Annotated in this window: 24 protein-coding genes, 1 other RNA gene, 2 pseudogenes and 1 other annotated feature; of the genes and pseudogenes, 20 read left to right on the top strand and 7 right to left on the bottom strand. The window is 36.2% G+C overall.

Features of this window, described 5'->3' with window-relative positions; translation table 11 throughout:
* Window positions 1–503: 503 nt before the first annotated feature.
* Window positions 504–2,033, bottom strand: a complete 1,530-nt coding sequence (locus tag G4D61_RS07350; RefSeq protein ID WP_025728329.1) for an N-acetylmuramoyl-L-alanine amidase family protein — start codon at window positions 2,031–2,033, stop codon at window positions 504–506.
* Between the two features lie 217 nt (window positions 2,034–2,250).
* On the opposite strand from G4D61_RS07350, the gene G4D61_RS07345 reads away from it, so the two are divergent.
* The 8 genes and pseudogenes from G4D61_RS07345 to G4D61_RS18120 form a co-directional block, all read left to right on the top strand.
* Complete coding sequence (locus G4D61_RS07345; RefSeq protein WP_163173587.1) at window positions 2,251–2,427, top strand: hypothetical protein; 177 nt, start codon at window positions 2,251–2,253, stop codon at window positions 2,425–2,427.
* 83 nt (window positions 2,428–2,510) lie between these two features.
* Window positions 2,511–2,741 (top strand) — a binding site (T-box leader).
* Between the two features lie 68 nt (window positions 2,742–2,809).
* A complete protein-coding gene (gene hisS / locus G4D61_RS07340; protein ID WP_025728327.1) occupies window positions 2,810–4,081 on the top strand; it encodes a histidine--tRNA ligase in 1,272 nt (423 codons plus the stop codon).
* A 12-nt stretch (window positions 4,082–4,093) separates the two neighbouring features.
* Complete coding sequence (aspS, locus tag G4D61_RS07335) at window positions 4,094–5,863, top strand: aspartate--tRNA ligase (RefSeq protein ID WP_025728325.1); 1,770 nt, start codon at window positions 4,094–4,096, stop codon at window positions 5,861–5,863.
* A gap of 74 nt (window positions 5,864–5,937) precedes the next feature.
* A non-coding RNA gene (gene ssrS / locus G4D61_RS07330) (6S RNA) lies at window positions 5,938–6,127 on the top strand.
* A gap of 203 nt (window positions 6,128–6,330) precedes the next feature.
* Window positions 6,331–7,314 (top strand): bile acid:sodium symporter family protein, encoded by a 984-nt coding sequence (locus G4D61_RS07325; protein ID WP_025728323.1) that lies wholly within the window; start codon window positions 6,331–6,333, stop codon window positions 7,312–7,314.
* Between the two features lie 91 nt (window positions 7,315–7,405).
* Window positions 7,406–8,173, top strand: a complete 768-nt coding sequence (locus G4D61_RS07320) for a tRNA threonylcarbamoyladenosine dehydratase (RefSeq protein WP_025728321.1) — start codon at window positions 7,406–7,408, stop codon at window positions 8,171–8,173.
* A 253-nt stretch (window positions 8,174–8,426) separates the two neighbouring features.
* On the top strand, window positions 8,427–8,720 hold the full coding sequence (locus tag G4D61_RS18125) for an IS110 family transposase (RefSeq protein ID WP_235425013.1): 294 nt from the start codon (window positions 8,427–8,429) through the stop codon (window positions 8,718–8,720).
* A gap of 471 nt (window positions 8,721–9,191) precedes the next feature.
* Window positions 9,192–9,314 (top strand): annotated as a pseudogene (locus tag G4D61_RS18120) (transposase); the annotation flags it as partial.
* A 550-nt stretch (window positions 9,315–9,864) separates the two neighbouring features.
* Here the strand turns inward: G4D61_RS18120 and G4D61_RS07310 are convergent.
* Together G4D61_RS07310 and G4D61_RS18620 are read right to left on the bottom strand one after the other, a co-directional pair.
* Window positions 9,865–10,113 (bottom strand): hypothetical protein, encoded by a 249-nt coding sequence (locus G4D61_RS07310; RefSeq protein ID WP_163173586.1) that lies wholly within the window; start codon window positions 10,111–10,113, stop codon window positions 9,865–9,867.
* 82 nt (window positions 10,114–10,195) lie between these two features.
* Window positions 10,196–10,270: pseudogene (locus G4D61_RS18620) on the bottom strand (hypothetical protein); the annotation flags it as partial.
* A 182-nt stretch (window positions 10,271–10,452) separates the two neighbouring features.
* Here G4D61_RS18620 and G4D61_RS07305 point away from each other — a divergent pair.
* From G4D61_RS07305 to G4D61_RS07295, 3 genes are all read left to right on the top strand, one after another.
* A complete protein-coding gene (locus G4D61_RS07305; RefSeq protein WP_025726605.1) occupies window positions 10,453–11,538 on the top strand; it encodes a CotH kinase family protein in 1,086 nt (361 codons plus the stop codon).
* Between the two features lie 146 nt (window positions 11,539–11,684).
* Window positions 11,685–12,596 (top strand): spore coat protein, encoded by a 912-nt coding sequence (locus G4D61_RS07300; RefSeq protein WP_163173584.1) that lies wholly within the window; start codon window positions 11,685–11,687, stop codon window positions 12,594–12,596.
* Between the two features lie 47 nt (window positions 12,597–12,643).
* Window positions 12,644–13,327 (top strand): YwrJ family protein, encoded by a 684-nt coding sequence (locus G4D61_RS07295; protein WP_025726607.1) that lies wholly within the window; start codon window positions 12,644–12,646, stop codon window positions 13,325–13,327.
* A gap of 49 nt (window positions 13,328–13,376) precedes the next feature.
* Here G4D61_RS07295 and G4D61_RS07290 read toward each other — a convergent pair whose 3' ends face one another.
* Window positions 13,377–14,726, bottom strand: coding sequence for an arsenic transporter (locus tag G4D61_RS07290; protein ID WP_025726608.1), 1,350 nt, complete (start codon window positions 14,724–14,726; stop codon window positions 13,377–13,379).
* A gap of 516 nt (window positions 14,727–15,242) precedes the next feature.
* The gene (locus G4D61_RS07285) at window positions 15,243–16,514 is read right to left on the bottom strand and encodes a replication-associated recombination protein A (protein ID WP_025726609.1); all 1,272 of its coding nucleotides are present in this window, start codon (window positions 16,512–16,514) and stop codon (window positions 15,243–15,245) included.
* A gap of 137 nt (window positions 16,515–16,651) precedes the next feature.
* Between G4D61_RS07285 and G4D61_RS07280 the strand changes: the two genes are divergently transcribed.
* The 6 genes from G4D61_RS07280 to recD2 all read left to right on the top strand — a co-directional run bounded on the left by G4D61_RS07280 (window position 16,652) and on the right by recD2 (window position 23,244).
* Window positions 16,652–17,353 carry a YczE/YyaS/YitT family protein gene (locus tag G4D61_RS07280; protein ID WP_235425012.1) on the top strand — a complete coding sequence of 234 codons (702 nt, stop codon included), beginning with the start codon at window positions 16,652–16,654 and terminating at the stop codon, window positions 17,351–17,353.
* The gene (gene cymR, locus G4D61_RS07275; protein ID WP_025726611.1) at window positions 17,350–17,769 is read left to right on the top strand and encodes a cysteine metabolism transcriptional regulator CymR; all 420 of its coding nucleotides are present in this window, start codon (window positions 17,350–17,352) and stop codon (window positions 17,767–17,769) included. Before G4D61_RS07280 ends, cymR begins: the two co-directional genes overlap by 4 nt.
* Window positions 17,770–17,792: 23 nt before the next feature.
* A complete protein-coding gene (locus G4D61_RS07270) occupies window positions 17,793–18,938 on the top strand; it encodes a cysteine desulfurase family protein (protein WP_025726612.1) in 1,146 nt (381 codons plus the stop codon).
* Window positions 18,939–18,954: 16 nt separating this feature from the next.
* Entirely contained in the window at window positions 18,955–20,070 is a 1,116-nt protein-coding gene (gene mnmA / locus G4D61_RS07265) for a tRNA 2-thiouridine(34) synthase MnmA (RefSeq protein WP_025726613.1), read from the top strand.
* 90 nt (window positions 20,071–20,160) lie between these two features.
* Complete coding sequence (locus tag G4D61_RS07260) at window positions 20,161–20,817, top strand: tetratricopeptide repeat protein (protein ID WP_025726614.1); 657 nt, start codon at window positions 20,161–20,163, stop codon at window positions 20,815–20,817.
* Window positions 20,818–20,856: 39 nt separating this feature from the next.
* Entirely contained in the window at window positions 20,857–23,244 is a 2,388-nt protein-coding gene (gene recD2 / locus G4D61_RS07255) for an SF1B family DNA helicase RecD2 (protein WP_035352487.1), read from the top strand.
* Window positions 23,245–23,906: 662 nt separating this feature from the next.
* On the opposite strand, the gene G4D61_RS07250 is transcribed toward recD2, so the two are convergent.
* Together G4D61_RS07250 and G4D61_RS07245 are read right to left on the bottom strand one after the other, a co-directional pair.
* The gene (locus G4D61_RS07250) at window positions 23,907–24,359 is read right to left on the bottom strand and encodes a DUF2512 family protein (RefSeq protein ID WP_025726616.1); all 453 of its coding nucleotides are present in this window, start codon (window positions 24,357–24,359) and stop codon (window positions 23,907–23,909) included.
* A 52-nt stretch (window positions 24,360–24,411) separates the two neighbouring features.
* Complete coding sequence (locus tag G4D61_RS07245) at window positions 24,412–24,522, bottom strand: hypothetical protein (protein ID WP_035348081.1); 111 nt, start codon at window positions 24,520–24,522, stop codon at window positions 24,412–24,414.
* A gap of 360 nt (window positions 24,523–24,882) precedes the next feature.
* On the opposite strand from G4D61_RS07245, the gene G4D61_RS07240 reads away from it, so the two are divergent.
* The 3 genes from G4D61_RS07240 (at window position 24,883) to G4D61_RS07230 (ending at window position 26,469) form a co-directional block, all read left to right on the top strand.
* Window positions 24,883–25,068, top strand: a complete 186-nt coding sequence (locus tag G4D61_RS07240; RefSeq protein WP_035352474.1) for a YrzR-like zinc ribbon domain — start codon at window positions 24,883–24,885, stop codon at window positions 25,066–25,068.
* 20 nt (window positions 25,069–25,088) lie between these two features.
* Complete coding sequence (locus G4D61_RS07235; protein ID WP_081749929.1) at window positions 25,089–25,220, top strand: DUF3918 family protein; 132 nt, start codon at window positions 25,089–25,091, stop codon at window positions 25,218–25,220.
* A gap of 157 nt (window positions 25,221–25,377) precedes the next feature.
* Window positions 25,378–26,469: an AI-2E family transporter gene (locus tag G4D61_RS07230; RefSeq protein WP_035352471.1), complete on the top strand. Its 1,092-nt coding sequence runs from the start codon at window positions 25,378–25,380 to the stop codon at window positions 26,467–26,469.
* Window positions 26,470–26,517 lie beyond the last annotated feature (48 nt).

The following is a 26,517-nucleotide window of genomic DNA, read 5'->3' as shown; positions in this document are numbered from 1 at the left end:
AAAAAAGGCAGTTTGTTGTCTGAACTAGAACAACAAACTGCCTTTTTTCTGCCTTTGCTAAATCAATTTATATAAAAACGTAAGATTTTCAGTGGCCTCGCTGTACGCCTGCGGGTTCTCAGCAATTCCGCTTATCCCGCAGGAGTCACGCATCCTTGCGCTTCGATAAATTTTTTTATGAATAGTTTAAGTATTGACAAAGTGCAATCTGTACTATACAAAGGTGTTTTTTATTCAAAAGGGGAAAGTTTAGATTTCCGCTTCAGGATGCTCCTTTCCGCGGGCGGAAGCTGAGCCTCCTCGGCGCTGCACGCCTGCGAGGTCTCATCTATTCCGCTCATCTCGCAGGAGTCACGCATCCTTGCGCTTCGATAAACTTAAGGTGAAAAGCGAATGGAGTTATAATAAAAAACGGCTAAAGCAAAATAGATTTACTTTAGCCGTTTTCATTGAGATGAAGCCCATTTAAAGGAGTAAACAAACTTGTCATGGAAAGATTTGTTTTACTTAAAATAATTTAGCAAACCGTTATAAATGCCTGTAGCTGCTTTATTTTGGTAAGAGTCCGTTACAACTAATTTTTCTTCAACTGGGTTACTTAAATAACCCAGTTCCAATAAAATAGCAGGTTCTTCATTTTCTCGAAGAACATGGAAATCGCCAAATTTAATTCCGCGATCTGCAGTTGATACTTGTTTAGATAGGCTTTTATCAACAGTCGTTGCTAGTGATTCATCTTGTGAGTGGTAATAGTATGTTGTATGTCCGTTAACACTTTTATCATTATCTGCACTATCAAAGTGGATACTGACAAAAGCATTTGCGTGATTTGAGTTAGAGATTGCTACCCTTTCTGGCAATGATACATAATAATCGCCTGTACGAGTTAATATTACTTTTGCTCCAGCTTGTTTTAATTTATCATACAATTTTTCAGCGGTGCGAAAGGTAATTAATTTTTCTAATGTCCCATTATAACCTGTTGTGCCATCATCTTCTCCGCCATGGCCAGGATCAAGGACGATTGTTTTCCCTTTAATACCAGCTTGTGAATTGGAATCTTCTTTGTTTGTTTGATCACTAGATGTAGGGGATGATTGTACAAGCCATGAAGCAACGTAAGCAGTTGTGCCATCAGGTAATTGAACTTCATACCAGTCACCGCTCTGTTTTTTTACTGTATACGCTTGTCCCGCCTCGCCACGAGCAATAACACTTGAATCTGTTGAAGGCTGGCTCCGTAAATTTGTTCCGTCCTGAACAATTTTTATATTTTCCATGCTGCTGTTTTCGTCTTGTGCTGATGAAGCTTCACTTGAACTGTTAGCATTTGTTTGAAGTAAGTAACTTGCAACCCATCCGACAGAACCATCTGAAAGTTTCACTTTATCCCAGCCATTTTCCTCTTGCATTATTTCTAGCGATGCGCCTCTTTTGGCAGAAGCAACGACATTGCCGTTTAGTGATGGTGTGTCTCTGACATTTAAATTATCTACGGAGACAGTTCCTTTTGTTGTTTTTTCGGAAGTATTTTGTGAATCTGATGTTTGTTTTGCTTTCGTTTCGACATATTGACGACTCACCCAACCATTTACAGAATGTGCAGAAATATACAGCCAACTGCCACTTTCTTTATGTACGGTAACAACGTCATTTTTTTCTAAAGTAGTGATAATAGAAGCATTATTATCCGGCAAGCTTCTAACCCTGAGCCCGTTTGTTGTTATAGTACCAGATACGCTTTTTTCATTTCCATTAGCGGTGACGAGCCAATCTGCAACCCATCCTTTTTTTCCACTTTCGAATTCAATTTGGTCCCAATTATTTTTTTGCTGAAGGATGTTGTAAGTTTCCCCTTTTTTAGCATCTGCTATGACTGAATAAGAAACGGCGGGACCTTGACGAATATGAATACCGTCACGTGGAATTGTGATTGATTCGGAGGCGGCTTGGATATTCTTAAAAGGAATACTGCTGAATATAAGCAGTATAATGCTTAAACAAAAACAAATTACGATCAGTTTTTTCCTCACTTATAGACCTCCTAGGTTCAGTTTTAGACATATTCGTTGAATACCCCTTTACTATTCTTGCTTAGTATAAAAATATCCTTTTTCATGAAAAAAAAAACGGTCTTTTGGGAAAAAATAAATATATACTACTATGATTTTTGACTGAGAGTAGTTTAAACATAGTTGTTAGATGAATCAGTTCATGTGAGTAAATGTAAAAAAAGGAGCGAAGACACCATTGAAATTAAATGATCGGCATCAAATGGCAAATCATGCAGCAAATCAAATTAATGGAACTACGTTTTACGAGAAGAATAATCATGAAAATGAAATAACATCTGTTGAACTAGCTTCTGAGTTTGGTGTATCATTAGAGAGTGTCAAAAAGTTAAAAAGAAAATTGGATAGATTTTAGTGTCATGCATTTAATTTCTTGAATAACCTTGACATATGAAATTCTGATACGTATCATATTTAAAATAGATGGTAAATATCGTTCGAAAACCAATGACGAAGAAAAGTAATTAAGATCCGTATGAAAAGAGAGGAAATGTCTCAGGCTGAAAACATTTCTACATATTGGCTTAATGAAAGAACACTTTGTAGGTTTTGTCTTGAACAAGGGACATCCTTTAATAGGGACAAACGTTTGCAGGCGTTAACTGTAAAAGTGGAAGCTTTTTGCTTCAATTAGGGTGGCACCACGGGAAACATACTCTCGTCCCTTGTTATTTAACAAGGGATTGGGAGTTTTTTTATTTTATACATATTTAGCTACATGTTAAGGAGGATGTTATATGGCCATTCAAATTCCGCGCGGGACTCAAGATATATTACCTGGTGAAGTGGAAAAATGGAACTATATTGAAGGGGTCGCTAAAAGCATATGTCAGAACTATCAATACCAAGAGATTCGAACGCCTATTTTCGAGCACACTGAATTATTTCAAAAAGGTGTTGGGGATACGACGGATATTGTACAAAAAGAAATGTACACATTCAAAGATCGTGGCGATCGTAGTTTAACACTTCGTCCTGAAGGAACTGCTTCTGTAGCTCGGTCTTTTATAGAGCATAAAATGTTCGGAAATCCTAATCAACCTGTCAAACTATTTTACAATGGTCCAATGTTCCGTTACGAAAGACCGCAGGCAGGTCGTTTCCGTCAATTCGTTCAATTTGGTGTAGAAGCTTTAGGAAGTGAAGATCCAGCCATTGATGCAGAAGTCATTTCTCTAGCAATGGATATATATAAACAATTGGGCTTGAAAAATTTAAAGCTTGTCATAAATAGCCTAGGTGATAAAGAAAGCCGGATTGCTCACCGCGAAGCACTTATTAATCACTTTAAACCGCGGATTCACGAATTTTGCAGCGACTGTCAAAATCGATTAGAGAAAAATCCATTGCGTATTCTAGATTGTAAAAAAGATCGTGATCACGAATTAATGAAAACTGCACCATCCATATTAGATTACTTAAATGAGTCATCAAAAGCGTATTTTGAACAAGTATTATCCTATTTAGATTCAATCGATGTTGAATATGAAGTGGATGCGACACTTGTACGTGGTCTTGATTACTATTATCATACGGCTTTTGAAATTATGAGTAATGCAGAAGGTTTTGGAGCTATTACAACACTTTGTGGCGGTGGCCGCTACAATGGACTCGTACAAGAAATGGGCGGTCCTGAAACACCTGGAATTGGATTTGCTTTTAGTGTTGAGAGATTGATCGCAGCCTTGAAAGCAGAGCATATTGAATTGCCAGTTGAATATGATGTTGATTGCTATGTTGTATCAATTGGTGATGAAGCAAAATCTACTGCCTTTAAATTATTGCATGATTTGCGCACAGCAGGCTTTTCTGCTGAAAAAGATTACTTAAATCGTAAAGTGAAAGCCCAATTTAAATCAGCAGACCGTTTGCAATCTAAATTTGTGGCTGTCCTTGGAGAAGATGAAATTAAACAAAATAAAGTAAACCTAAAAAACATGCAAACAGGTGATCAAATCGAATTACCGCTTGACACGTTTGTTGAAGAATTTAAAAAATTAGCGTACTAGGGGGAAAGTATGATGGAAGGACGTTCATATTATTGCGGTGACGTAACAGAAGAATATGTTGGTGAACAAGTTACATTAAAAGGCTGGGTTCAAAAACGCCGTGACTTAGGTGGTCTTATCTTTGTAGATTTAAGAGATCGTGAAGGCATTGTGCAAGTTGTTTTTAATCCAGAATATTCTCAAGAAGCGTTAGCACTTGCAGAGAAAATTCGCAATGAATACGTTATTGAAGTAAAAGGAACAGTAGTTAAACGTCAAGAGAATACCATTAACCAAAACATCAAAACAGGGAAAATTGAAATTCAGGCTGAACAACTAGTGATTATTAATGAAGCGAAAACACCTCCATTTGTTCTTGAAGATCAAACGGATGTTGCTGAGGATGTGCGCCTTAAATATCGCTATTTGGATTTGCGCAGATCAGAAATGATTCAAACATTTAAGATGCGTCATAATATCACGAAAACGATTCGTAATTTTTTGGATAGCGAAGGTTTTCTTGATGTGGAAACACCAATTTTAACAAAGAGTACACCGGAAGGAGCTCGGGATTACTTAGTGCCAAGCCGTGTCCATAACGGTGAGTTCTATGCTTTACCGCAGTCTCCGCAGCTTTTCAAACAGCTGTTAATGGTATCTGGGTTTGATAAATATTATCAAATTGCACGCTGTTTCCGTGATGAGGACTTACGGGCGGATAGACAGCCGGAATTTACACAAATCGATATTGAAACGAGCTTTTTTACTCAAGAAGATATCATTAGCATGACTGAAAGAATGATGAAACGATTAATGAAGGAAGTAAAAGGTGTGGATATCGTAACGCCACTACCGCGGTTAACTTACGATGAAGCGATGAGCCGATATGGATCTGATAAGCCTGATACACGATTTGAAATGGAACTAGTGGATATATCCGAAATTGTGAAAGATTCTAGTTTTAAAGTCTTTGCATCAGCTGTTGCAAATAATGGCCAAGTTAAAGCGATTAATGCCAAAGGAGCAGCAAGTAAATATTCTAGAAAAGATATTGATGCTTTAGGAGAATTTGTTGCTCGTTATGGAGCGAAAGGTTTGGCGTGGTTAAAAGTTGAGGAAGAAGGATTGAAAGGTCCAATTTCTAAATTCTTTACCGATGAAGATCAACAGCAAATGATGAAAACCTTAGAAGCTGAACAAGGGGATCTGTTGCTGTTTGTTGCTGATAAAAAATCAGTTGTTGCTAGTGCTCTTGGTGCGTTAAGGTTAAAATTGGGAAAAGAACTCAATTTAATAGATGAAAGTCTGTTTAATTTCCTATGGGTGACAGATTGGCCACTTCTTGAGTTTAATGAAGAAGATGGACGTTATTATGCTGCGCATCACCCATTTACAATGCCATTCCGTGAAGATATTGAAAAACTTGAAACAGATCCAGCAAGTGTAAAAGCTCAAGCATACGACATTGTTTTAAATGGATATGAATTAGGTGGGGGATCACTGCGTATTTACGAACGTGATGTACAAGAAAAAATGTTTAAAGCGCTCGGATTTTCATTAGAACAAGCCTATGAGCAGTTTGGATTCTTACTTGATGCATTTGAATACGGTACACCTCCGCATGGTGGTATTGCGCTTGGACTAGACCGTTTGGTAATGCTTCTTGCAGGCAGATCAAACCTTCGTGATACGATTGCTTTTCCTAAGACAGCGAGTGCAAGCTGCTTGTTAACGGATGCTCCTGGTCCTGTAAGCGAAGCACAATTAGATGAATTGCATTTAAATATTCAATTGAAGGAATAAATAAAAAATTCAATTTTTAGGCGATTACCATTTGATAATAAGATAGAAAAGTGATAAGATAATATCAAGTTAGATAAGTCCTGATGTGTTCGTTAATTTCCCTATAAGTTTTGACCGAACATTTCTATTTTTGGGAGTTCGGAGTTTTCAAGTGGCATACATGCCTTTTTAAAAGGAAGTATAAAATTTGGAACAGAACACCCACCTGCTGAGTGCGGGTTCAAAACACTAGGATATTAGAATAACGGCATGATCGGGACTTATCCTATTTTGCGTTAAATCACCCTCTTAATAAGAGGGTTTTATTTTTTGAAAAATCCAAAACAACGAATATTTTTTCTCTTTCGAAAACAAATACATATCATTTGCTTTATTGTTTAACGCGAAACACTATGTGCAAGTCACTACGACTACTTACTAGTTATAATCTGGATGCAGGTAACTAGTAATTAAAAGAGGGGAAATGAATGGTAATGAATGTATTTCAGCTGACAAATCAATTTTTAAGTAAAGCGATGCCAATTTTTATTCCGATCAGTTTAATTTTGGGGATTTTATTAGGTCATCATATTACACACTTATTATTTTTAGTTCCGTGGTTATTTGCATTTATGACATTTACGGGCAGCATTGGTTCAACGTTTAAACAATTAGGAATGGTTGTGCGTCATCCTTTTCCGGTTATTCTCGCTTTTATCGTACTACATATTGCGATGCCATTGTTCGCATGGGGGATCGGTCATGTTTTATATGCCCATGATCATTTTACAATTACAGGGTTTGTCATTTCAGCAGCGATTCCAACAGGTGTGACAAGTTTTGTTTGGGTAATGATGCAGAAGGGAAATGTTCCACTAGTGTTAACAGTCATTTTAATCGATACTTTGCTCTCTCCTTTTATTGTTCCCTTAACAATTATGATATTAGCAGGGCAAAGTGTTGAATTAAATGTTGTTGATTTAATGAAAGATTTATTCACAATGATTGTTGTTCCTTCCCTGTTAGGTCTCATCTTTAGTCAATTTACATCGAAAGAATTGCAAAAAAAGGCAACCTCAACATTGTCTCCCTTTTCAAAAATTGGTATGTTTCTTGTTGTTATGATTAACGGCAGTGTTATGACACCGTACTTGCATCATATTAATTTAAAAATATTATTGATTATTTTGACTGTATTGTTTATTTCAGCATCTGGTTACCTGTTAAGTTGGTTGATAGGAGCTTTATTTCATTTGAAAACAGATATGGTGATTACATTAACATATAGCGGCGGTATGAGAAATATTAGTGCAGGTTCTGTTATCGCAGTCTCATTTTTTCCACCACAGGTCGTTTTCCCGGTGATTATTGGGATGCTATTTCAGCAAGTATTAGCTTCTGTGTACGGGCAGCTGCTGACAAAATTCTATCATCACCGCTCGAAAAACATTACAATTACAACGAGCCATTAAATGGGAGACAGCTAATATCTATCATCTATTGCATTCTTTTAGCGTTTTGTATATTCTAATGAAGAAGTTAGATAGTTTGGAGATGATAGTTATGCTTCACCAGTTTTCACGTAATGAACTTGCCATAGGTCAAGAAGGATTGGAAAAATTAAAAAATGCAACGGTTGCTATCCTTGGTATTGGCGGTGTTGGCTCTTTTGCCGTAGAGGCGTTAGCCCGTTCTGGCGTCGGTAAATTAATTTTAGTTGATAAAGATGATGTGGATATTACAAATGTTAACCGTCAGCTGCCTGCTCTTTTATCAACAGTTGGACAATCAAAAGCGGATTTAATGAAAGCACGTATTGCAGATATTAATCCTCAATGTGAAGTCATTGCATTGAAAATGTTTTATACAGAAGAAACATACGAAGAATTTTTCCGATATAAGCCTGATTACGTAGTAGATGCTTCAGATACGATCATTTATAAAGTCCATTTGATGAAGGAATGCTTAAAACGCAATATTAAAATCATTTCTAGTATGGGGGCGGCCAATAAAATGGATCCAACGCGTTTACGGATTGCGGATATTTCTCAGACGCATACAGATCCGATTGCAAGGGTTGTCCGTCTAAAATTACGTAAAGAAGGGATTAGAAAAGGGATCCCTGTTGTTTTCTCTGATGAAAGTCCTATTGTCATCCGTGAAGATGTTCGAAAAATAGTTGGAAACGATCAAGCAGAAATTAGAAAGGCTCAAATGCCGCCATCATCAAATGCGTTTGTACCATCAACGGCTGGTTTGTTTATGGCTAGTTATGTTGTTCGGGATATTTTAAAAGATATTCCATTAAAACGTGTTAAAGATGAAAAATAATGCTCAATAAAAACATACTAACATTAGTAGCACAAACCTAGGCCATGGTTCGTGCTGCTATTTTTTTATAGTAGAAGTGAAGGAAGGTCGACCAGCCTCTGGGACCATGTAAGAGTCCGTATCAAAAATAGACCAACTTCACACCCTTATTTGAATCAGTTTAGTATGTTTGGTCAAAGAGATCGTGTATAAGAAAATGGAATCGATAAGGCACTGTGAAGACTTCTATGATAGGCAAAAGGAGTAGATTTGTATGAAACATGTCATCGCACTTGATGTTAGTAAAGGAAAAAGTACCATCGTTATATATAATCGCTATAAACAATGTGAATTTGAAGGTGTGTTAGATCATACACGTGTTGATTTTACGCAGCTATACCAATGTATTGAGGAAATCACAGCTCTTGATGGACCAGCCCCTGAAATCGTATTTGAAGCGACAGATGTCTATTCAAAGCAAGTTGAAAAGTTTCTACGTGATTACGGCCATACATACTGCCGCATGAACCCGATTGAAGCGCACTTACAAATGGCTTCCATGCGTTGAAACAAAACCGATATAAGTGATGCCCATAATTTAGTGAAAACCCACTTTAATATGGGACGCAAAAAGACGTATGTACAGGATGATTATTATGAACAAATGCGGGCGATTACACGTTATTATGACGAGATTGACGAAAAAATCATTCTTTTACGTAGCCGTATGCATGCGATTTTACATCTATCGTTTCCGGAGCTGGAACAACTTATTACACCGAGTTCAGCAATATTCTTGAATATTGTACAGTTATATCCACATCCCGCACTTTTAATGGCTCATTCAAAGACCATCATTAAAAATCGTTTGAAAAGTAATACACGTAAGAATCTGTCCCTAGAACGTGCAGAGAAAAAAGCCATCGTATTATTAGAAGTTGTGGGAAATTCATATCCCGCTGTGGCGATGTCTGAAGGAAGAAAGGAATATCCCGTATTACGCTCTTTTCCAAGTATCGGAGATAACACTGTGTGCCGACTTATTGGGGAGTTAGGGGATATCCACCGTTTTAAAAACGCGAAACAACTGAACGCTTATGTTGGTATCGATATTATGCGCTATCAATCTGGCAATACGCACTACCGTGATCGTATCAATAAAACATGAAGCGTTCAAATCGTTCCTGCGAATGAGGGCTGTCCCGCCTATCATCCATGCATAATGCTGAAAATTATCTTATGTGTCTACCCGCAATCTATCTTTTCAGGACGTAATCCCCATTAAAAGACAGTATCCCCGTGATGTGGCTAGTTCAAGGGTATGAAGTAAGCTCCGTACAATTAACACATTCCGTGTTCAATCGAAAGTGAAAGATTTAATTAGCCAATGTTTTGATATTCCGTTGAAGGTTAATTTACGTTTCACACGATCTTCTGTACGAGAAAAAATGAAGAAAGAAAAAGAAATGGGCCACACATTAATGGCTGGGAATTTAAGAAATACATGGCCAACAACTTAGGTAATAGAAGAATCTACACGTAAAAATAAAAAAAGGTGAGTTTGAGTTCTTTCAAATTCACCTTTTGCACTATTTAAAGCTAGTGCTGTCCCAACCTCATTTATTTTTTATAGTGTACAGACCAAAGATTGCCATTTCTCCATTCTTTTTTTACTGTTCTATACTTTGAGTAATTACAATTATGTTTACTATTTAGATTTTGGGTAGTTCGACTTGTTCTTCTGTTACATGAACGAGATGTTGATAGGTTGCGAGAAGAACTGCGACGGTTGCGAGAAGAACTGCGACGGTTGCGAGAAGAACTGCGACGGCTGCGAGAAGAACTGCGACGGTTGCGAGAAGAACTGCGACGGTTACGAGAAGAACTGCGACGGTTGCAAGAAGAGCTGCGACGGTTGCGAGAAGAACTGCGACGGTTGCAAGAAGAACTGGATTCAACATCACTGCTTTCTTCACAGCTACAATAGCATGAACAATGGTCAGATGTATCGTGATGGTGTTTTTTTCGACCTGGATCCTGATATAAGAACTCCTCTAAACCGTTTAAATGAACTTGATCTACTCCAGATTGAATATCTTCATAAGAATAGTAACCCATAGTTTCCCTCCTTTTTATTTAAAAAACCATTCTATCAATGTTTGGTTTTTACTTTACTATATTACGTCAAGAAGTGGTCAGTTGAATAAGTAAATCATGTAAATATAAAAAAATAGATTATCCACTATAGCCATTGTCACTTATCTTTAGCATTCATACAATATGAAGAAAGTGAGGGAGACATGATGAAGCCTATTAAAATACCTATATACCAGCTTTTTGTTCATCCGTTGGATTTAAGTGAATTAAAGAAAGATATTTGGAATAATGATCCCCTTCCAGCTACACTTACAATCCAGAAAAAAAGATATGATATTGATCTAGCATTACGCGGGGCACATATTCGAAAATTCCCTAAGAAATCATTTCACGTCCAATTCTATAAGCCAAAAACTTACAAAGGTGTAAAAGAAATTCACTTAAACGCAGAATATAAAGACCCTTCTATGATTAGAAATAAACTGTCACTAGACTTTTTTAAAGATATTGGTGTTCATTCACCTCAATGTAGACATATTTTTTTGAAAGTGAATAGTCAAAATTCAGGTATTTATTTGGAATTAGAATCTGTTGATAGGCAATTCCTTATGAAAAGGGGGCTACCAGATGGACCGATTTTCTATGCAGTTAATGGTGATGCCAACTTTTCGCTAATGAGTGACGTAGATAAAAAGATCAAGACATCTTTAACGTTAGGATACGAAAGAAAATATGGACTTAGCGAAGATAATGCAGAGTTAGAAAAATTTATCTATCAAGTAAATACGATGTTAAATAATGAATTCGAAAAAGAAATTAATCAATATTTAGATATTGATCGTTATCTCCGATATCTAGCAGGAATTATTTTCACGCAAAATTATGATGGGTTTGTCCATAACTATGCTTTATATCAAAATCGAGAAACTGGATTATTTGAAGTGTTTCCTTGGGACTACGATGCTACTTGGGGAAGAGATATAAATGGTAAGTACATGAGGGAGGATTTTGTCTCAATTTTAGGGTATAACACTTTGACTGCGAGATTACTTCATACAGATAAATATAGGAAGCAATATCAATTGATTTTAAAAAATATATTAAACGAACAATTTCATCATGATTATTTGAAGCCAAAAATAGATTTAATGTATGAATCTCTTGAACCTTTTATTACGCAAGATCCATATAAGGATGAAGAAGAGTGGATAAAGGAACCACAAAGAATTTATGACTATATTGAAGGTAGAAGAAAATATATCTCTACACATTTAGATATACTGAACTAGTCTGATAGGTAACAGTGGATATTGTTTGAAATGATGATATAGCCAAGGCAAATTATGGGAATGTAACGTATGTTATGATGAAATTATCTTTAAAGGATAAGTAACTTAGTAAATCAATCAAACCAATTATTAAAAGGGGGAGCAATATGACGAGAGAAATGATTTCATCTTCTCTAATAGGCCAAAATGTTACAATTTATCGTGGGGGACCGGAATCTAAGAGTGGGGTAATATTAGATGTACAAAAAGACTATCTTGCATTATATACACAACAAGAAATTGTTTATTATCAATCAGAGCACATTCAAAGCATCACTGTTAATACGAAAGAAAATCTTTCTGTACAGGATTTAAAAAATGAAGTTAATTACAAAAAAGCAAGTGATTTTTTATCCTTATTGTCCACTTTAATTAATCAGGAAGTAAAAATATATCAAGGTGGTCCTGAATCACGACAGGGTATTTTATTATCTCTTGGCGATGACTATGCTGCGATATTGACGAGAGAAGATGGGGTTATTTACTATAATTTGTTCCATGTGAAGAGTATTGAATTGAAAGAAAGTAAAGATGATAATATATCAAAGCAGAATGAGCATTGCTATCCAGCAAAGACCTTTAAGTCACTATTTAAGTTTTTTAATCATAAATGGGTATCAATAAATCGCAATGGTCCTGAGGCAGTAGAAGGGATCTTAGTTGAGAATTCAAATGGCCTATTAACGATTATTCATCACGAAGAATTATATAGAATAGATCCATTTCATGTGAAAAGCATTAGTGTTGGTGAAAGAGGAGCAGGAAAAGGAAATCAAAAACAAGAAAATAATAACGAGTCTAGCTCTTCATCTGCAAACTTTGAGGAATCTAGTTCATCGTCCTCAAGATATAAAGAATCTAGTTCATCATCTTCATCTTTCTCAATATACGATGATGAATATTTAAGTAGATCGAGAGGAACTCGGGTCTCTTCAAGTACAGATTCCTACCATTCATATCGTCAATCTGTTCAGTCGGAAACTGTCATATCTAGAAGCTATATTTGGAAACCACGATGATTGTAAATTAATTTTTATTTTTCTGTTCTAAAGAAAGGTGGGGAAAGATGGGCATAGAGCATCTATTAAATAAAGAAGTTGAAATTGAAATAACAGGGAAAATTATTTGTACAGGTATACTTGTTGATACAGGAACTGATATTCTTGTGCTTTTTGACGGAAATGAATACGTGTATATCCCTATTGTACATTTGCATAAAATTAAAGAATTTTCAGCGAAAGACCGGCAAGTAGACTTCCCAAAATTTAAAGAGACATTAGGAAACAATGAGCCAATTTCATATCGAAAAATATTAATAAACGGAAAAGGAAAATTTGTGAAAATAAAATTATCAGAAACAATAACTCTCCACGGGTATATCGTAAATGTATTAAACGATTATATTTTATTTTATTCCCCAATCTATCAGGTGATTCTTATTTCTATGCAACATGTTAAATGGTTAATTCCATACCCTCCTCTGCAGACACCATATGGGCTAACAAATAAAACCTTTCCGATAAAACCATTAAACAATCCACTAGCAAGATCATTTGAAGAACAACTGAAAAAATATGAAGGAGACTTAGTTGTTTTTAATATGGAGGCTTCTTCGGACAAAGCAGGTGTGCTAAAAAATATTCAAAATAATATTGTCGAAATACAAAATGCCTCTGGTGAAAAGGTCTTTCGAAAGTTATCTCATTTAAAATGCGTCAGTCTCGCTTTAAAGGAACCAATTTCTCTTTAAAAAACTATACCCCTCCTAACCACAAGAACTAGGTTAGAGAGGGCTTTTTTTAGTAAATAATCTTCAGCCAAAGAAAAAGGGATAATAATGTTAGGAATATAGTAGGGGGAAGTGCTAAAAAGGTGATATAAATATATTCTTTCCAATGGACGATTATGCCGTTTTGTTTTAATATATGCATCCAAATTAAAGTTGCAAGCGTTCCAATCGGTAAGATGAGCGATCCAATATCACTTCCAATAATACTTGATAAATAAGCAACATTTAAATGATATGAGTCAAGATTCATACTTGTTAAGGTAAGTGTTCCTACCATTAAAGCAGGGTGATTATTAAAAAGGTTTGATAAGAGAGAGATTAGTATTCCCATTGTTAATGTACTGTGAATTAGGCTATTTGATAGAAACGGTTCTAGAATGGATGCCAAATAATGAATGAATCCAATATTTTTCAGTCCATAGATCATCATGTACATACTAAAGGCGAAAATAAATATATGCCAGGGCGCTTTTTTCAGGACATCAAATGGGCCAATTTTTATTTTATGATAACGCCACCATAAAATAATGCATGAGCCAATTGAGGCAATAATCCAAATTGGTATTTCTAAAATAGAAGCTACATAAAGTCCAATTCGCATTAAAAAAATGAATAGTAGTACTTGAATCATCATTTTTTGCTGCTTCTTTATTTCTTCTTTACTTGGTGTATTTTGAAGGGGATGGTATCTTTCAATCATTTCATAATGCTCTGGAATAAATCCTGGTATCTTTTTTGGAATCCTCTTGTATAAGAGTAAATATAGAATTAATGCTAAGAAGCATAGGCCTAAAGTAGATGGAATAAACATCAGCTTAGTTTGTACATATAGATTCATCCCGATCATTTTTAAGGAAATTAAATTTACAACATTACTTACGCCAATTGGAGCACTAGAGGCTGTAGCTATTAGCACACCACTAATTAAAAACGGGACTTGCTCATGTTTGCCCAAACCGATACGTTTAAAGAGTAATATTAGGATTGGCGTAGTGATTAAAATACTGCCATCGTTATTAAAAAATAACGTCATTAGAAAACAAAGGAGATTAATAAGCCAAAATAATTTGATACCGGAACCGTTCGAAAATTTGATTAGTTTTATACTTACCCAGTGGAAAAGACCGAAACTTTCCAATGCTATCGCCATAACCATCGTTGCAATAATTGTAATTGCTGCTCCCGAAACGTTTTCTGAAATAATAATAAGATCTGAGAATTTAATACTGCCGCATAAGAGCATCAGGGTCCCGCCAATTAATGCTGGATAAGCCTCATTAATACCGTTTGGGCGCCAAAGAATAAAAATTAAAGTTAATAAAAATATAAATGATGTAAAGAGTATGGTGAAACTATCCATATATTCACCTCTTTTCTGGAACAAGTATGAAAGATTCATCACCTAATTTCAGAATTGAAATGATATCATTAGTAGAAAAAGTGCGGAAAAAGGGGTGGTTGTATAAATATTCCTTTATTAGTGATGTGTCACTATATATTACGTTATATTAAATATCTTGTACTAAACGAAAGGATTATCTTCATAGAAAATCCACCTCTATCTGTCATATGTAAATGACTATTATAGGGATGAAACACCATTTCAGAAAAGGGCTTTGTTATATACTCTATCTCTCTATAAACAAGCGTTTTAATAGAATATATAATCAGTCAGCAGCTATTGTTATTTCTGAAGTTTCAGGTGGTTATAAAATTGTTGAAATCCGCATCAGGATCCTCGCTTTCGCTCGTTCAAGCAATCTCGCTCATCCCGTGAGGTCTCGACCTTTAGCTTTAATCAACTTTATGAATTTCTTAATGAAAAGCAACAATGTTTACGAAAACAGCCTATAAAAAAGATGCCAAATAAATGGCATCAATTATTCTTTTCAATTTTTTCATATACGGCTGCAAGTGTCTGTTCAAATTTGCTCGTGCGCTTTGGCTGGTAGTATTGTTTTCCTTTTAATGTATTTGGAAGGTATTGCTGTTTGACCCAACCGCTTTCGTAGTTATGCGGATATTTATAGTCAATCCCTCTGCCTAGAGCTTTTGCACCTTTATAATGAGCATCTTTTAGATGAAGAGGGATTTCACCACTTTTTCCAGAACGGATATCTGCCAATGCCTCATCAATCGCAAGAATTGCCGAGTTTGATTTTGGAGATAGACATAATTCAATAACAGCTGCTGCTAATGGAATGCGTGCTTCAGGAAAGCCAATTTTTTCAGCTGTTTGGATAGCGGCCAATGTTCGTGCCCCTGCTTGCGGGCTTGCTAAGCCAATATCTTCATAGGCAATCACTAGCAATCTTCTTGCAATACTAGGTAAATCACCAGCTTCAATTAAGCGCCCTAAATAATGGAGGGCAGCATTTACGTCACTGCCACGAATGGATTTTTGAAAAGCACTTAAAACATCATAATGCCCGTCTCCATCCTTATCATGACTAAAGCTTTTTTTCTGTAAACACTCTTCTGCAATTTCAACTGTAATATGAATGATTCCATCTTCCGTTTCCTTTGTAGAAAGGACAGCAAGCTCTAACGCATTTAATGCACTGCGAACATCACCGTTGCTTGCCTGTGCAAAATGATCAAAGGCTTCTTCTTCAAGCTCCACATGATACGTTCCTAATCCGCGTTCTGCATCATACAATGCTCTTTTGAGCGCAGTTTTCATTTCATCTATCGAGAGCGGTTTTAACTCGAAAATTTGACAGCGGCTGCGAATCGCCGGATTAATTGCGTGATATGGATTACTTGTTGTTGCGCCGATTAAAATAATCATTCCGTTTTCTAAATAAGGTAAAAGAAAATCTTGCTTTGCCTTGTCTAAGCGATGAACTTCATCTAAAAGTAAGATGACTTTGCCGCTCATTTTCGCTTCTGCTGCAACAATTTCCATATCTTTTTTATTATTTGTAACGGCATTTAATGTTCGAAATGCATAATGCGTACTCCCGGCAATTGCACTTGCAATCGAAGTTTTTCCTATGCCGGGTGGTCCATACAAAATCATGGAAGACAGCTGTTTTGCCTGGACCATACGGCGAATAATTTTATTTTCACCGACTAAATGATGTTGACCAATCACTTCATTAATGGAGCGAGGGCGCATTCGAAATGCTAAAGGTTGATCTTTCATTCTCTTCTCTCCAAACTGATTCACAAATCTTGTACTACTATATTAACAATGAAGTTGTTTTCGAACAAGGAAAGACTCTGATCGTGATTTAGTTACTTAAACCTTTTAAATATGCTATAATATCATAAGCTGAAAAAATGAATAAGACATCGGATTGGGGCGAAATGGTGAAAGCACAGGGGGATATTTGGTTACGTCTTATTGTTTTTATTATCGGTTTATTGGTCATGTCATTTGGAATTGATTTGTTTATTGTATCGAATTTAGGGGCAACACCGTGGGATACGCTACATGTCGGTTTATATGAACATTTCGGTCTGACAATCGGTTCTTGGTCAATCATTGTCGGCTTTTTTGTTTTAGGAACTTCTGCACTTTTTTTGAAGGAATGGCCCAAATTTGGCGCTTATTTAAATATGATTTTATGCGGTGTCTTTATTGATTTATTTTTAAAATTGCCGTTTATGGTGACACCGGATACATTGACTGGAAAAATCATCATGTTTTTAGCAGGCCTGTTGATCAATGGCTATGGAATGGGCATTTATATTTCTGCAAAGCTTGGTGCCGGACCTCGGGATAGTTTTATGTTAGCGGTTCAGCAAAAAACTGGCTGGAAAGTATCTCATGTTAGGCGTGGTATGGAAGTGATCGTTTTGACAGCGGGCTTTTTGCTAGGTGGACCAGTTCATATTGGTACAATTCTTTATTGCATCATAATAGGTACGATTGTTGGGTTTGCGCTCCCAGAGTGCCAATGGTTCACGAATAAAGTACTTCGAAAAATGGGCAGTCGAAAACATAATAATAAAGAGATTAAACGGGGTGTTAGTTTATGAAAATCTCAACAAAAGGTCGTTATGGTTTAACGATTATGATTGAATTAGCAAAAAAATATGGTGAGGGGCCAACTTCATTAAAATCAATTGCGACAAGTCAAGATTTATCAGAACACTATTTGGAGCAGCTAATTTCACCATTAAGAAATGCTGGATTTGTGAAAAGTATTCGCGGCGCTTATGGTGGGTACGTGTTAACAAAAAAACCATCGCAAATTACTGCGGGTGATGTTATTCGTGTATTAGAAGGTCCGATTACGCCGGTTGAAGGGATCGAAGATGAAGAGCCAGTAAAACGGGCGCTATGGATTAGAATTCGTGATGCGGTAAAAGATGTATTAGATAGTACAACAATTGAAGATTTAGCGAATTATCATGATCAAGGTGACACAGATACGTATATGTTTTATATTTAATGATTTGATAGAGGTGTTTTAAGTTGGACAGAATTTATTTAGACCATGCTGCTACATCGCCAGTACATCCACAAGTAGTTGATAAAATGATCCAAGTGTTGCAGGGATCGTTTGGAAATGCGTCAAGTATCCATTCATATGGTCGGGAAGCACGTCATCTACTTGATGAGTCCCGGACAGTTATTGCTAATAGCATTGGTGCCTCATTTAATGAAATTATTTTTACAAGCGGAGGAACCGAGGCAGATAATTTTGCTATTCTCGGTGTTGCTGAAGCGATGAAAGAAAAGGGTAAACATATCATTTCAACCTCCATTGAGCATCATGCAGTTTTGCATACGTTAGAGTATTTAGAAGAAAAAGGCTATGAAGTAACTTACCTTCAACCTGATGAAACGGGACGAATTTCAATTGAAGATGTTAAAGCATCCTTACGGGAAGATACGATTCTTGTCACTGTAATGTATGGAAATAATGAAGTTGGCACGGTTCAACCGATTAAAGAGATTGGCGAATTATTACAGCACCATCAAGCCTATTTCCATACAGATGCAGTTCAAGCGTACGGTTTAGTAAAACTAGATGTTGAAGATTTAAAGGTTGATTTATTATCTGTATCAGCGCATAAAATTGCCGGTCCTAAAGGAATTGGCTTTTTATACATGAGGACAGGCATAAATGTAAAAACGCGTTTATTTGGTGGGGAACAAGAATTAAAACGACGTCCTGGTACAGAAAACATTGCTTCAATTGTTGGATTTAGCGAAGCGGTAAAAATCGTGCAACAAACGATCGACGAAAAGCAAAAACAATATCAAACGTATAAAAAAATATTTATTGACACTTTAGAAGACGAAAAAATTGATTTTTATGTGAATGGCAGTTTAGACTATGGATTACCACATGTTTTAAATATAAGTTTTCCAAATACAGATGTTGAATCGTTACTTGTTAATTTAGACTTGGCTGGGATTGCTGCCTCAAGTGGTTCAGCTTGTACAGCAGGTTCAATTGAACCGTCACATGTACTTGTAGCAATGTTTGGCCGTGATTCTGAACGGATTAGAAATTCTGTACGATTCAGCTTTGGTATTGCGAATACAATGGAACAAGTTGAACATGCGGCACATGTTGTTAGCACTATTGTTGGACGTTTCCAGGGTCATTAGAAAGTAGGGAGGAAATATGAAAAAGGCACCAAAAGATACGCGAGTTGTTGTCGGGATGTCAGGCGGAGTGGATTCTTCTGTTGCTGCTTACCTGTTAAAGCAACAAGGTTATGATGTAATTGGTATTTTTATGAAAAACTGGGATGACACCGATGAATTTGGCGTTTGTACAGCAACGGAAGATTATAACGATGTTATTCGAGTTTGTAATCAAATTGGCATTCCATACTATGCAGTTAATTTTGAAAAACAGTACTGGGATAAAGTTTTCACTTATTTCCTAGATGAATATAAAGCAGGCCGAACACCTAATCCTGATGTCATGTGTAATAAGGAAATCAAATTTAAAGCTTTTCTTGAGCATGCATTAAAATTAGGCGCAGATTATTTAGCGACAGGGCACTATGCACGGGTAGCATTTCGTGACGGCGAATATAAAATGTTAAGAGGTCTTGACCAAAATAAGGATCAAACTTACTTTTTAAATCAGCTACAACAACACCAATTAGAACGTGTGATGTTTCCCATTGGTGAGCTTAATAAGCCAAAAGTGCGCGAAATTGCAAAAGAGGCCGGACTTGCCACGGCAACGAAAAAAGATAGTACAGGAATTTGTTTTATTGGTGAAAGGAATTTTAAAGAATTTCTTGGCAACTATCTTCCAGCACAAAAGGGCGTCATGAAAACATTAGATGGCAAAGTAATGGGTGAACATGACGGATTAATGTATTATACGATTGGTCAACGTCACGGATTAGGAATTGGTGGGTCAGGAGATCCTTGGTTTGCAGTAGGAAAAGATTTAAAAGATAATGTGCTGTATGTAGAACAAGGATTTGACCATCCAGCGCTTTATTCAGATTTCATTAAAGCTGTTAATATTAGTTGGGTTTCAAATCAACCAGTTGCTAAGGAATTTAACTGTACAGCTAAATTCCGTTATCGTCAGCCGGATCATAAAGTGACCGTACAAATTTTATCAGATAATGAAGTAAAAGTAATTTTTGATGAACCTGTGCGTGCTGTAACACCTGGACAGGCAGTCGTCTTTTACAATGGAGATGAATGTCTTGGTGGGGCAACAATTGATAAAATATATAAAAATAATGAACAGCTGTTATATGTTGGCTGATCATAAAAAGCCTTCTCTCTTTGAATAGGGAGGAGGTTTTTAGCGTTTTATGCTATAATTTACATACTAAAAAATCAGGAGTGTTCGGAAATGGACAAGTTCGAAAAAGGTTTAGAAGCTTTACGACAGAAGCAATTTGATGAAGCGTTAAGGCTCTTTAATGAATTAATAGAGAAAGATCCACAAGACCCACTTGGATATATTCATTTTGGTGACGTACTTTTAGCAGTTGGAGAATATACTCGCGCTCAAAATTTTTACATAAAGGCGTTACAATTAAAGGAGTTACCGGCACCATATTATAGCTTAGGAACCATTCAGTATAAAGAAGGTCGTTATGAAGAGGCAGCAGGATTTTTTGAAAAGGCTTTGCGGCTCGGAATGAAGGATAAGGACACATATTTTATGCTCGGTATGTGCTTTTTGTTAATGAATAATCCCCGTTTTGCGATCCCGTATCTTCAAAGAAGTGTTGAACTCGATCCAATGGATATTGATGCAAAGTTTCAATTTGGTTTGGCGCTCGTTAAAGCCAATCTCCATAAAGAAGCGCTGCAATATTTTCAACAAGTGATTGATCATGATCCAAATCATGCAGACGCTTATTATAATATTGGCGCTATTTATGTTGATTACTATCACCAGCCTGAAAAAGCGATAAGTTTTTTTGAAAAAGCCCTTGCTATTCAGCCAGATCATTTATTAGCAGGTTATGGAATGAAAATGATTTCTGCATTAGATAAATAATCAGCAATGTTAAGCTCTGCTCTTTAGGAGGTGGTAAAGATGGATAAACAAGGTGCGTTAGATTTATTTCAAGAGGATGAAAAATTTATCAAGGGACGTCATATTATTACCATTTTTCATAACGAACAAAATCTATATTCTGTTATTCGTATTCGTGTTGCTGAAACCAATTTAGATTTGGACGAAAAGGAAGCGGTTATTACTGGATATTTTCCGCGAATTCACGAAGAAGAAACCTATATTTTTTATGGGGCGATGAAGGAACATCCAAAATTTGGAAGACAATTCCAGGCAAATCGCTTTCAAAAAGAAATGCCCAATACGAAACAAGGTGTCATTGATTACTTAGCGAGTGAATTATTTAACGGGATCGGCAAAAAAACAGCCGAAAGAATTGTCGAGACTTTAGGTGAAAATGCGATTTCAGCGATATTAAATAATCCATCTATACTTGATCAAGTACCACGGTTATCGCCTGATAAAGCAAAGTTATTATATGATACGTTAAGAGAGCATCAAGGACTGGAGCATGTAATGATCGGTTTAAATCAATATGGGTTTGGGCCGCAAATTTCGATGCGTATTTATCAATTTTATAAAGAACTTACGTTGGAAGTGATTGAAAACAATCCATATCAGCTAGTTGAGGACATCGAGGGGATCGGATTTGGACGTGCCGACGAAATTGGGAAAAAGCTCGGCATCAGTGGTTCACATCCTCATCGGATTCAAGCAGGCTGTAAATATACTCTTGAACAAGAGAGCTTACAAAATGGCCATGTATATCTATTGGTCGATGAACTTATTCAGAATGTAAAAGCATTATTAGAAGAATTTCAAAATGTTGAAATTACAAATGAAATGATCGAAGCAGAGCTTAATAAACTGCAGGAAGAAGGAAAAGTAATGATAGAGGAGAACAAAGTATATACTCCTTCTCTTTATTTTTCTGAAAAAGGGATTGTTTCCAATATAGAAAGAATTTTATCGCAAAAAGAGTATGAAGAGCAGTTTCCTGAATCAGAGTTTTTATTAGCACTAGGTGAATTAGAGGAGAGGATTGGGGTAGAGTATGCCCCATCACAAAAAGAAGCGATTCAGAAAGCATTGATGTCGCCGATGATGATTTTAACAGGAGGACCAGGCACCGGGAAAACAACTGTTATTAAAGGTATCGTTGAATTGTATGGCGAGCTTCACGGCTGTTCACTTGATCCAAATTCTTATAAAAAAGAAGAAGTGTTTCCAATTCTGCTCACCGCTCCGACAGGAAGAGCTGCAAAAAGAATGGCAGAATCGACAGGGCTGCCTGCTACAACGATTCACAGATTATTAGGGATGACGGGTCAAGAACATGGAGATATAGACGATGACAAACAAGTTGAAGGGAAACTATTAATTGTAGATGAAATGTCAATGGTGGATACTTGGCTCGCGAACCAGCTACTAAAGGCATTACCTGATGAAATACAAGTTATTTTTGTTGGTGATGAAGATCAACTACCGTCTGTCGGTCCTGGACAAGTATTGAAGGATTTACTGAAGTCTGAAGTAATACCAACCGTAAGATTAACAGATATTTACAGGCAAAAAGATGGTTCATCAATTATTGAGCTCGCTCATGACGTGAAAAATGGTATCGTTCCTAAAACGATCGTTCAACAGCAGTCAGATCGCTCTTTTATCCGTTGTTCAACGCAGCAAATTCCTGAAGCGGTTGAAAAGGTTGTTCAGAGTGCGAAAAGAAAAGGGTATACAGCAAGAGATATACAAGTTCTTGCTCCAATGTATCGAGGAGCAGCAGGGATTGATCGCTTAAATATGCTGCTGCAAGAAATTTTTAATCCAAATGAACATCATACCCGGAAAGAAATTAAACATGGCGATATCATTTTTCGTATTGGTGATAAGGTCCTACAGTTGGTAAACCAGCCAGAGTCCCAGGTGTACAATGGCGATATGGGGGAAATTATTTCGATATTTACTGCGAAAGAAAATACTGAAAAACAAGATATGTTAATTGTTTCATTTGACGGAATTGAGGTTACTTATACAAGACCCGATTTTAACCAAATTACACATGCATATTGTTGTTCCATTCATAAATCGCAAGGGAGCGAGTTTCCCGTTGTCATTTTGCCGGTCGTAAAAAGCTATTACCGGATGCTAAGAAGAAATCTGCTTTATACAGCGATAACGAGAAGTAAGAAAATCCTTATATTATTAGGGGAAGAAACTGCATTTCGCATGGGTGTTGAACGTGAAGATGACCAAAAAAGAAAAACATCTTTATGTGATAAGTTAAAAGCTTCGATATATAAGAAAAAAGACGGGCAAACGCTGCCTCCTTATTTAACCGAAAAAAATTATATGTCAATTGACCCGATGATTGGCATGGAAGAAGTAACACCATATCAATTTATGTAATGTCGAGCTTGGATTTACCCAAGCTCACAGGCTGCCGACAGAAAAAACTCCCTATTTTTCTGTCGGCAGCTTTTTTATGATAGATAGAAGGAGCTTCTTCGAACCGATGAAGCGTTTGAAGTTATTCTGTATTGTGACTGTTTTTGAATAGCCAGCAAAAAGGAAACGGAAGAAATGATGCTCAATTTTAGAAGAAATAAAAAAGGAGAAATATTGAAATATGAAATGGCGACGAGAGATAGAAGCGGTCAATACTCCTCTAATCCCTTTTGAGTATCGAATTGCCTGCTGCTTTCATATACGTATGCTTGTTTTTACTGCCATGAATTAAAAAGAAAACGGCATGGTCTTCTGTCCATAAAAAAATGTTATAAAAATTGAACTATAGCAAAAACGATCTAATGTGAAGATGGTTAAAAATGGAAAAGGTCTTCCGAACAGGAACGTTCGGAAGACCTTTTGTCTTCAATCTGCGAGGCAGGGAAAAAACGTAAAAAGTGGTTAGTGAAAAACGAATATTGCATAAATTAGCTCTGAAAATATACGTAGACTCATGCGGGAGTCACCAGCCACCCGCGGAAAGCGAAGTTTATTTCCGGAGCGAGGTTGAAGCGCAATATTCGGTTTTTATTTTGTTAACGTATTTTCGTCCTTGCCTCTTTTTAGACATCCTCTTCATCTTTCATATGAATAGTTGGGTCAATTTCTTCCGATGTTTCAAACTGGTATTGTAAAGAACGTCTTGAATGTCTATCAGTTACTATATTTGTATTTGTAAAGGCAGCAGCGAAATATTGGTGGAAGTAATATTCAAAAAAAGAAATCGTCACAGCTGATAACATTGATATATATAGACTTGATAAATGGTTATGGGGAAAAAACGACGTTAATCCCCAAATAATGGAAAAGGCTAAGCCTAAGTCACAAATAAATGTAAACCATTGATTAATGTTTGGGAGCATCCCAATATCGATTAAAAAGTAAGAGATTAGCCCAAAAGTGAGTGTAATCAACATAATGCTGTAAAAAGGCATATCAAAAACGATGCCTAAAGTTAAAAACAAAATCAGCAAATTACCAATCAGTTTAATCGCTAATGGTTTTGAATTCTCCACTTTGATTTTGCTCCTTAGATGAGGAAATACTTACTCCTTCAAAATCGGTTAATTATTTTTTCTTTTTTGTTTGATTTGTATCTTTTATTTGAAAAGCTGTTTCAGTTTCATGATCATGCTTTTGTTGTTCAATACTAGTATTTTTCGTTGCTTTTTCTTTCAATCCATTCACCCCCCTATTAAAAATTATTCTGCTTCTAAATTAGTTCGGTATTCATTCATTAGCTATGTACCATCAAAAACATAACTTGGGAAACGTTGGGTAGCATGTTTTCAGCTAAGATGAGGACAATATGAATGTTCAAAGTTTAAAACTTTGGATTTCGATATAGCAAAAACCGCATAATTTGGTGACGATTCCGCTTTCTGTTTTGTATTTTGGTTCTTATTATGTATATATAGGGAAAAATTGGACCATGATGATAGGGTGAAAAAGGATGGCTTCTTTTCGAGTAGAAAAGATACATTGTACATTCCCCTAGAAAAGAGCCATCATCGAAAAAAATCGAGGGGTGGCTCATTTATGAAATGTCCAAATTGCCAAAGTACAGATATTGGAAAAATAGGCGTCAATCAATATTATTGCTGGAATTGCTTTATCGAATTGTCCGTTACAAACGGAATTGTTCATACCCATCAAGTTGAAGAGGATGGGACATTAAGTTCATTAGATGATTTATTTGATGAAGAGACACGTAAACTAAGCTAAGCGGAAAGGATGCGCATCGTATGAATAAAACGGTCGTTACTATGCTTGGATTTGGTGCAGGAATTGCAGCAACAATTATGTCGCAAAACGGTACGTTAAACGGAAGAAATGTAAGAAAAATAACAAAACGCATGCGACGTGCACTTCGATAAACAAAAAAAACCATCAATGGATCGTATCCATTGGTGGTTTTTTTTAGGTGTTTTCCGCAACTATTTCCCCCATTTAAATGAACATCCTTGATTAAAAAATAGAAAATAACTCATAAACCTTTTCATTTGTGAGAACCTAATGTGAGGAGGTTTTAATATGAATAAGCCGAATGGTCAATGGATTTATAAATTAGGTTTTTTATTATTCATACTTGTCATTTTGTATGTTGTGCTGCTACTAAAGCCGTTATGGTGGCCGATTTTACATATATTATTAATTGCCTGTATTCCATTATTAATTGGTGCATTTATTGCCTACTTGCTTCATCCGGTTGTCGAATTTCTACATAAAAGAGGATTTCATAGAGGGATTGCGATTATCGTGATTTATTTATTATTTTTTGGTGGAATTGCCTATGGTGTTTATAGAGGGTTTCCATTAATGATTGAACAAATGACGGATTTATCAGAGCATATACCGGAATTTGCAGATCATTACCGAGATGGTGTTACGTATTTACAAACTTCAACAAAACATTGGCCTGATGGATTACAAGACCAAATTGATGAAAGAGTTGAACTTTTCGAACTGTGGTTAACTAGAACAGTTTCAAATTCTATCAATACGTTAATGAAATTTATTAACTTTATTTTGGCACTGGCAGTAATCCCGTTCATTTCTTTTTATTTATTGAAGGACTTTCAAAAAGTAAAAAGAACGGCTTGGTCTCTTACGCCGAAAAAATGGCGTCGACCAGCATTAAAATTTTTTAGAGACCTAGATCACTCTTTGGGAGGATATATTAGAGGGTTATTATTAGACTGCACGTTTATCAGTGTTATTTCTATGCTTGCTTTTTGGCTCCTTCATATTCGTTACCCTATTCTCCTTGGCCTTATTATGGGAGTTACGAATGTCATTCCATATTTTGGTCCTATTATCGGAGCTATTCCTGTCTCCATTATCGCGGCGACGATTTCGCTAAAAACGGTGCTGTTTGTATTGATCGTCATCTTTGGCTTAGAATTTATTGAGGGAAATATTCTCTCGCCACTCATATTTGGAAAATCTCTTCATCTTCATCCATTATTTATTATAATTGCGCTCATTTTTGGTGAAGAGGTTGGCGGGGTAGTCGGTATGATTTTATCTGTGCCGACATTAGTGATATTAAAAGTTGTCATCATACATGCACATCACCATTTTATGCGCATGAAACGTATAAAGCAAGTTGACAAACTAGATTAATGTTTTTTATAATTCGACTATAGTTATATATTTGAAAAACGTAGAAAG

It is taken from the genome of Heyndrickxia ginsengihumi (genome assembly GCF_011008565.1).
In the GTDB taxonomy this organism is placed as follows: domain Bacteria; phylum Bacillota; class Bacilli; order Bacillales; family Bacillaceae_C; genus Weizmannia; species Weizmannia ginsengihumi.
This window is presented reverse-complemented; position numbering and strand designations above follow the sequence as displayed.

What these genes read in the sequence shown, in the direction of transcription:
- hisS (WP_025728327.1), top strand. Translation starts at nt 2,810, where the DNA reads ATGGCCATTCAAATTCCGCGCGGGACTCAAGATATATTACCTGGTGAA.
- aspS (WP_025728325.1), top strand. Translation starts at nt 4,094, where the DNA reads ATGGAAGGACGTTCATATTATTGCGGTGACGTAACAGAAGAATATGTT.
- G4D61_RS07325 (WP_025728323.1), top strand. Translation starts at nt 6,331, where the DNA reads ATGGTAATGAATGTATTTCAGCTGACAAATCAATTTTTAAGTAAAGCG.
- G4D61_RS07320 (WP_025728321.1), top strand. Translation starts at nt 7,406, where the DNA reads ATGCTTCACCAGTTTTCACGTAATGAACTTGCCATAGGTCAAGAAGGA.
- G4D61_RS18125 (WP_235425013.1), top strand. Translation starts at nt 8,427, where the DNA reads ATGAAACATGTCATCGCACTTGATGTTAGTAAAGGAAAAAGTACCATC.
- G4D61_RS07310 (WP_163173586.1), bottom strand. Translation starts at nt 10,113, where the DNA reads ATGTTGAATCCAGTTCTTCTTGCAACCGTCGCAGTTCTTCTCGCAACC.
- G4D61_RS07305 (WP_025726605.1), top strand. Translation starts at nt 10,453, where the DNA reads ATGATGAAGCCTATTAAAATACCTATATACCAGCTTTTTGTTCATCCG.
- G4D61_RS07300 (WP_163173584.1), top strand. Translation starts at nt 11,685, where the DNA reads ATGACGAGAGAAATGATTTCATCTTCTCTAATAGGCCAAAATGTTACA.
- G4D61_RS07295 (WP_025726607.1), top strand. Translation starts at nt 12,644, where the DNA reads ATGGGCATAGAGCATCTATTAAATAAAGAAGTTGAAATTGAAATAACA.
- G4D61_RS07290 (WP_025726608.1), bottom strand. Translation starts at nt 14,726, where the DNA reads ATGGATAGTTTCACCATACTCTTTACATCATTTATATTTTTATTAACT.
- G4D61_RS07285 (WP_025726609.1), bottom strand. Translation starts at nt 16,514, where the DNA reads ATGAAAGATCAACCTTTAGCATTTCGAATGCGCCCTCGCTCCATTAAT.
- G4D61_RS07280 (WP_235425012.1), top strand. Translation starts at nt 16,652, where the DNA reads ATGAATAAGACATCGGATTGGGGCGAAATGGTGAAAGCACAGGGGGAT.
- cymR (WP_025726611.1), top strand. Translation starts at nt 17,350, where the DNA reads ATGAAAATCTCAACAAAAGGTCGTTATGGTTTAACGATTATGATTGAA.
- mnmA (WP_025726613.1), top strand. Translation starts at nt 18,955, where the DNA reads ATGAAAAAGGCACCAAAAGATACGCGAGTTGTTGTCGGGATGTCAGGC.
- G4D61_RS07260 (WP_025726614.1), top strand. Translation starts at nt 20,161, where the DNA reads ATGGACAAGTTCGAAAAAGGTTTAGAAGCTTTACGACAGAAGCAATTT.
- recD2 (WP_035352487.1), top strand. Translation starts at nt 20,857, where the DNA reads ATGGATAAACAAGGTGCGTTAGATTTATTTCAAGAGGATGAAAAATTT.
- G4D61_RS07240 (WP_035352474.1), top strand. Translation starts at nt 24,883, where the DNA reads ATGAAATGTCCAAATTGCCAAAGTACAGATATTGGAAAAATAGGCGTC.
- G4D61_RS07235 (WP_081749929.1), top strand. Translation starts at nt 25,089, where the DNA reads ATGAATAAAACGGTCGTTACTATGCTTGGATTTGGTGCAGGAATTGCA.
- G4D61_RS07230 (WP_035352471.1), top strand. Translation starts at nt 25,378, where the DNA reads ATGAATAAGCCGAATGGTCAATGGATTTATAAATTAGGTTTTTTATTA.